A 6,177-nucleotide genomic window follows, 5' to 3' on the forward strand; every position below is an offset into this window, starting at 1 on the left:
TTATGAAAATCTTGCGCATCACCCTTTTACGATTTTTGCCGTTCAGTATATTCATATTGTTGTGCGGCTTCTCTGGTCACGTATTTGCACAAGCTGGCGGACTACCAGCGATTACTAGCGCACCAGCGTCAGGCGGCGGTCAAAATTATTCGCTGAGCATACAAACCCTGCTGTTCCTGAGTTCTTTAGCGTTTATCCCGGCAGTATTGCTGATGATGACGAGCTTCACACGTATCATCATTGTGTTGTCGCTATTACGCCAAGCACTCGGTACGCAATCCGCGCCACCGAATCAAGTTTTAGTGGGTCTATCCTTGTTTTTGACCTTATTCGTCATGGGACCGACATTCGATAAAATTTATGCGGATGCTTACCTGCCATTCTCCGAAAATAAAATCACCATGCAACAGGCAATGGAAAAAGGCGTAGAACCATTAAAGGGTTTCATGTTGAAACAAACCCGGGAATCCGATCTCGCACTCTACGTCAAACTATCCAATACGCCAGCTCTGCAAGGTCCTGAGGATATTCCATTGCGGGTGTTAATTCCTGCATTTATCACTAGCGAACTCAAAACCGCCTTTCAAATCAGTTTTGCGATTTTCATTCCATTCCTGATCATTGATATGGTGGTCGCTAGTGTTCTGATGGCGATGGGTATGATGATGGTCTCCCCTTCGATCGTATCGCTGCCATTTAAATTGATGTTATTTGTCTTGGTTGATGGTTGGCAGTTATTAATCGGTTCGCTTGCGCGTAGCTTCTACTAGGAAAAAACGATGACTCCAGACAGTGTTATGACCATGGGTCGCCATGCCATGGAAATCACCTTAATGATTTCTGCCCCTTTGTTATTAGTTGCACTCGGGGTCGGTTTGATCGTCAGTATTTTTCAAGCTGCCACACAGATCAATGAAACGACCTTATCATTTATTCCCAAATTGGTCGGTATCTTTGTCACCTTAATCGTGGCAGGTCCGTGGATGCTCAGTGTGCTTGGTGACTATATGCGCGAAGTATTTACCAGCATCGCCTTTATGGCAGGCTAATCTAATCCCATGATTGCGTTTAACAGCAATGAGCTTATCGCCTTAATCGCCTCGTTCTTATGGCCTTTGACGCGTATACTCGGCTTTATCGCCATCGCCCCACCGTTTGGAAATAATGGTGTACCAGTCAATATTAAAATTGTACTAGGTGTGTTTCTTTCTTTGATCGTGGCGCCAAGTATCGCCCCACTTTCCAATGTCGATTTACTGTCCATCACTGGCATCGTCGTCTTAATTCAACAACTTATCGTGGGGCTGGCGATGGGTTTTATTGTCAGGCTCATTTTTGCTGGCGTAGAAATGGCGGGTGAGGTGATTGGCTTAACCATGGGTCTGGGCTTCGCTACGTTTTACGATCCACAAACACGTGGCAGATCTTCCGCGATCTCGCAACTTTTGGTGATCATTGCGACTTTACTTTTTTTGAGTATGAACGTGCATTTAGCCATGTTTGAGGCATTAATTAACAGCTTTAAAACAATTCCAATTTCTACCTCTTTAGAAATGGGTTTTAGTGTGCAAAGACTAGCGATTTGGGGCGAGGAAATTTTTAAGATTGCCATGATATTGTCGATGCCTATCGTCGCCGCACTCTTAATCACCAATATCGCGCTCGGTATTTTGACACGCGCTGCACCGCAGTTAAATTTATTTGGGATCGGCTTTCCGATTACGATTGCGGTCGGCTTTTTGATGCTCACGCTAATACTGCCGTATTATCTACTACCATTAGAAAATATGTTTCAACACGGCTTAGATAGCATAAAAGATTTAGGTCTATCTTCGCCTCCTAGCGCACCGAAAAAGCCTTAAGGATGCCCACATCGTATGCTTACCTCTGCTACATTTGCTAATTCGGTGCCGCAGATCAGTTCGACTGCACTCTTTCAAGCCAAGCAATTGCGTGAAATAGAAATCGACGCAAAAAAATTCTTGCCCGTAGGCGCCTTAATGCGCGCCGCTGGACTAGCCGCATCACGCTTAGCAACCCATCTGTTACCAAATACCGACAGTCGTATATTAATTTTGGCAGGCGCTGGCGACAATGGCGGAGATGCATTGGAAGTTGCGTATCTGTTAGCGGCGGAAGGGATAGAGATTAATCTCCTTTGGCTCGGAAAAGAAGATCAACATTCAGCGGAAGCGCGACAAAGTTTACAACGTGCGCAACATAGCACTGCAATCTGGCTGAGCCAGCAACAAATTGAGGACATGCCCCTAAGTCATTGGGATCTGATCATCGATGGACTGTTTGGCATTGGTCTCAATCGCGCGATTGCAGGGAACATTGCCACATTGATTTTCCACTTGAATCAACAAACCAAGATCCATGCTGTGCCAGTCTTGGCATTAGATATTCCAAGTGGATTAGTGAGCGATACAGGCCAAGCATTTGATGAACAACACTGCATTTTACGCGCCGATCACACCATAAGCTTTATCGGCAATAAAATTGGCTTGCATACAGCCATGGGCAAAGACTATGCGGGGGAAATTCATGTCGATTATCTTGGAATAGAGCCAAGTGTATTTCCAAGCCCGCATGCCCACTTATTGGTAGAAAAGTCGTTTCATCACAGTCTATCCAAACGCCAACATGATAGCCACAAGGGCACTTTTGGTGATGTCTTAATTGTCGGCGGTAGCGCTGGAATGGCCGGTGCACCATTATTAGCTGGACGCGCCGCACTGTACTGTGGTGCCGGTCGAGTACATTTGGGTTACGCTGGCGATGCACCTATGTTTGACCCAGTGCATCCAGAATTAATGTGCAGAATGGCGCAAGATTCAGACTTCATTCACGCAGTTGTGGTGATCGGACCAGGCTTGGGAACCTCAGCCGAGGTGAAGACGTTGCTACAACGTGCGATACAAGAAGCGCCGACTTTGGTGCTGGATGCAGATGCGCTCAACCTCCTTGCCATGCATGAAGACTTACAAGCGCTTGTAAGCTTAAGATCGCAACAAAAACGAAAGACGATACTCACTCCACACCCGTTAGAAGCAGCACGCCTTCTTAAAAGCGATGCCAAAATCATCCAGACCGATCGCTGTCATGCCGCGCAACAAATTGCCCAAACCATGCAAGCATGTGTGATTCTCAAAGGGACTGGAAGTATCATTGCGCATCACGATCAATTGTGGATCAATAGCAGCGGCAATCCAAGCCTAGCGACAGCAGGTACCGGTGACGTCTTATCCGGCGTGTGTGGTGCACTACTCGCACAAGGACTAAATCCAGAGCACGCAGCCTGCCTGGCAGTCTATTTGCATGGAAAAGCAGCCGACGATATCGTTGCTGACGGCACCGGACCAATCGGACTGAGCGCCAGCGAATTTATTCCAGCGATTCGACAAGCCTTAAATCGAATCTGATCGAAGCTGATCTGATCGGAACGAATGATTTGGTTTCTGCATTATGCAAACTAGGCCAAGATCTGAAATCTAGAAGAACAAACGGTGTTCAACGATGACATCATCGTAGGTGCAAACCCGCAACCGAATCTCGATCTATTGCAACGCAAATGTGAACATATCATTCTTCGCCCCTAGTCACCCATCACATATCGTCATGAAAGCAGCTTCGAAAAATCTGATGCTAGCTCCAAAAATCGAGTGTAAATTGTACTTGCTGCAGGCGTTCAGAAAGACTCCCTTCCACTAACAAGAAAGGAATCTCACGCTGTTCCAGCATTGCTAATAGTTGTTCATGGATATGCTGTCGAACCGCCGGTGATTCGCGTTGCAAACCATCTGCGATCCAAGGAAAATCTGGCGCGGTGACAATGCTAAAATCATATGTATGCTGCAGATCTAAACGCGCCAACTCTGGGTCCATGTGTTGAAAATAGTAGCGGCTATAAAGCGCTGTCATACTCGGTGTCGTATCACAAAACAACCAAGTTTTCGCCGCAGATATCATTGCACTTTCTCGCTGCAACTGGGTCTGTGCGATCAATAATTGATCAGACTCAGTCGGTACACGCTGCTGCACTTCAACAAATTCACGTAAATATTCAGGTACCCAAACGGTTTGATACTGCGTCGCCAAAGCCTCGGCCAATTGCGACTTCCCAGATGATTCAGCACCTAAAATTGCGATACGACTCACTGAAAAAGTAGACGCTAAGCCTGACATAATTTTCTCCACGCACGCGCACCAATCACAGCCAATACGACAAAAATGGCATACAACAATGCCGTCAGTATCAAATTTTTATACAGATAAAGCGCGACATACAACACATCCACAATAATCCATATATACCAGTTCTCAATTTTTTTGCGTGATAGAAGTATTTGCCCTAGCAAACTACCAGCCGTCAAAAATCCATCCGCCAAGGCGACATCCGTATCGGTAACAAAATGCAAAAAACCATACAAAATCGCAAAGATGCCGAGCCATGCAACACCAGCGAATAGTCGGTCTTGCCCACTTAAAAAACTCACAGGCAAAACCGATGTTCGATCACTAGACGCCAACCATTGTGACCACCCCCAAACCGACACAACGATAAACATGAGTTGTAAGGCGCTGTCGCCGTACAACTTGGCATCAAAGAAAACTAGTCCGTATAAAGCCGACGACAGAATCGCAAAAAGCCAAGCCCAATGCACCTGCCGAATAGTTAGAACGACCGTAATTAGCGACAGCAAAAATGAGAGTAATTCTAACGGGGTGGTTTGCAATCCCCACCAAAGGGACAAACTTTGATTCATAAGCAAACAATACAGGGTGAAGTGGAGGTGTGCCGCAGCATATCAAACTTTAAACAGGAAATACATCCAAACCCCAAAAGATGACTTACTTAACAAGTAACAATGTTTGACTTTCAAATCACTTCTAAATGATTACAATAAACATGTTCAGTCGACATCTATTTTTTACTTCTCTAAACACCTATAAGGACATTTATGAAAAAAATCGCTTTTGCCATTGCGCTTATTGGAACTAGCTGCAGCACAGCCGCGCTCGCACAAAACCTGGATCTCAATCCTTCTTGGTATGTAGCTCCAAGTGTCAACTACACAAACTCAGATAATCGTTTTGGAGTTACTAAAGATGGCCAAGGTTTGGGTCTGCGTTTTGGTAAAGCTTTAGATCAAGATTGGGACTTGCAACTAGGCGGTTCAACAGCTCGCACCAAACAATCTGGCAATACATATCGTCAAAACATGTTAAGTGTTGACGGCCTATATATGTTGACACGCGACACTATTCGCCCTTTCTTATTAGTTAGCGGAGGCGCGCAGGCGGACAAATTATCTAAGACCAACTTGAACAAATCAACAACCTCGCCATTTATCGGCGCTGGTGTGGGTGTACAAGCGAACTTGACTGAACAATTAGCTTTGCAAGCAGATATTCGCCGTAATCGTGCATTTATGGGGAATAACGATTTTGGATTTAATCGTTCATACACAACATACTTTTCTGTTGGCCTAAACTACTTATTTGACAAGGTTGCGAAACCTGCCCCAGTGGTCAAAGCAGAACCAACACCTGCACCTGTGGTACAGTCAGAACCGGCACCAGTGACACCACCACCACCACCAGCACCAGTTCCAAAATTTGAAAAATATACCTTGTCCTCAACCGAATTATTTGCTTTTGATAGTGCGGTTTTAGCCACTACCCAGCCAAAGCTGGATGAGATCGCTAAGGCGTTGAAAGAATCACCAAGCGTATCTAATGTCGTCATAAGTGGCTTCACTGACCGTTTGGGTTCAGATAAATACAATCTGACTTTATCCGAAAAACGTGCGAATGCAGTACGTGATTACCTCGTCAACAGCGGTGTTGCAGCGACTCGTTTGAATGCAGTCGGTAAAGGCGAAGCTAACCCTGTCGTTACCTGTACCAACAAAAAACGTACTGATTTGATCAAGTGCCTGGAACCAAATCGCCGCGTAGAAATCGAACAAATGACTTTTGAACGCCGCGTAAACTAATTTTTTTCTAACATGAAATCAAAATGGCGCTCTGATATGAGCGCCATTTCAGACTGCTGACAAACCCCAAAAGGCCTCGCCAAGTGCGAGGCCTTTTGGTTTAATAGCGGCATGCTAAAAACACCCACACCTTTCCAACACGAATTAGAAATGGTCACCTTGGAACAACTGGTTC

7 protein-coding genes are annotated in these 6,177 nt (G+C 45.5%); 5 read left to right on the forward strand and 2 right to left on the reverse strand.

The window, feature by feature from the left end:
• Positions 1–2 precede the first annotated feature (2 nt).
• Genes fliP through H8K52_RS17185 form a run of 4 tightly spaced genes read left to right on the forward strand, consistent with a single transcriptional unit; the run spans position 3 to position 3,425 of the window.
• Positions 3–770, forward strand: a complete 768-nt coding sequence (gene fliP, locus H8K52_RS17170) for a flagellar type III secretion system pore protein FliP (RefSeq protein ID WP_186924136.1) — start codon at positions 3–5, stop codon at positions 768–770.
• 9 nt (positions 771–779) lie between these two features.
• Positions 780–1,049, forward strand: coding sequence for a flagellar biosynthesis protein FliQ (gene fliQ / locus H8K52_RS17175; protein ID WP_186924137.1), 270 nt, complete (start codon positions 780–782; stop codon positions 1,047–1,049).
• Between the two features lie 9 nt (positions 1,050–1,058).
• Positions 1,059–1,862: a flagellar biosynthetic protein FliR gene (fliR, locus tag H8K52_RS17180; RefSeq protein ID WP_186924138.1), complete on the forward strand. Its 804-nt coding sequence runs from the start codon at positions 1,059–1,061 to the stop codon at positions 1,860–1,862.
• A gap of 15 nt (positions 1,863–1,877) precedes the next feature.
• The gene (locus H8K52_RS17185) at positions 1,878–3,425 is read left to right on the forward strand and encodes an NAD(P)H-hydrate dehydratase (protein WP_186924139.1); all 1,548 of its coding nucleotides are present in this window, start codon (positions 1,878–1,880) and stop codon (positions 3,423–3,425) included.
• Positions 3,426–3,648: 223 nt separating this feature from the next.
• Here the strand turns inward: H8K52_RS17185 and H8K52_RS17190 are convergent, their stop codons facing one another.
• Both H8K52_RS17190 and pnuC read right to left on the reverse strand, forming a co-directional pair.
• Entirely contained in the window at positions 3,649–4,188 is a 540-nt protein-coding gene (locus H8K52_RS17190) for an AAA family ATPase (protein WP_186924140.1), read from the reverse strand.
• Positions 4,176–4,769 (reverse strand): nicotinamide riboside transporter PnuC, encoded by a 594-nt coding sequence (gene pnuC, locus H8K52_RS17195; RefSeq protein ID WP_186924141.1) that lies wholly within the window; start codon positions 4,767–4,769, stop codon positions 4,176–4,178. Before pnuC ends, H8K52_RS17190 begins: the two co-directional genes overlap by 13 nt.
• 195 nt (positions 4,770–4,964) lie before the next feature.
• Here pnuC and H8K52_RS17200 point away from each other — a divergent pair, with 195 nt between their 5' ends.
• A complete protein-coding gene (locus H8K52_RS17200; protein ID WP_186924142.1) occupies positions 4,965–6,002 on the forward strand; it encodes an OmpA family protein in 1,038 nt (345 codons plus the stop codon).
• Positions 6,003–6,177: the final 175 nt, after the last annotated feature.

This window comes from Affinundibacterium seohonense, assembly GCF_014284305.1.
Lineage (GTDB): Bacteria > Pseudomonadota > Gammaproteobacteria > Burkholderiales > Burkholderiaceae_D > Undibacterium > Undibacterium seohonense.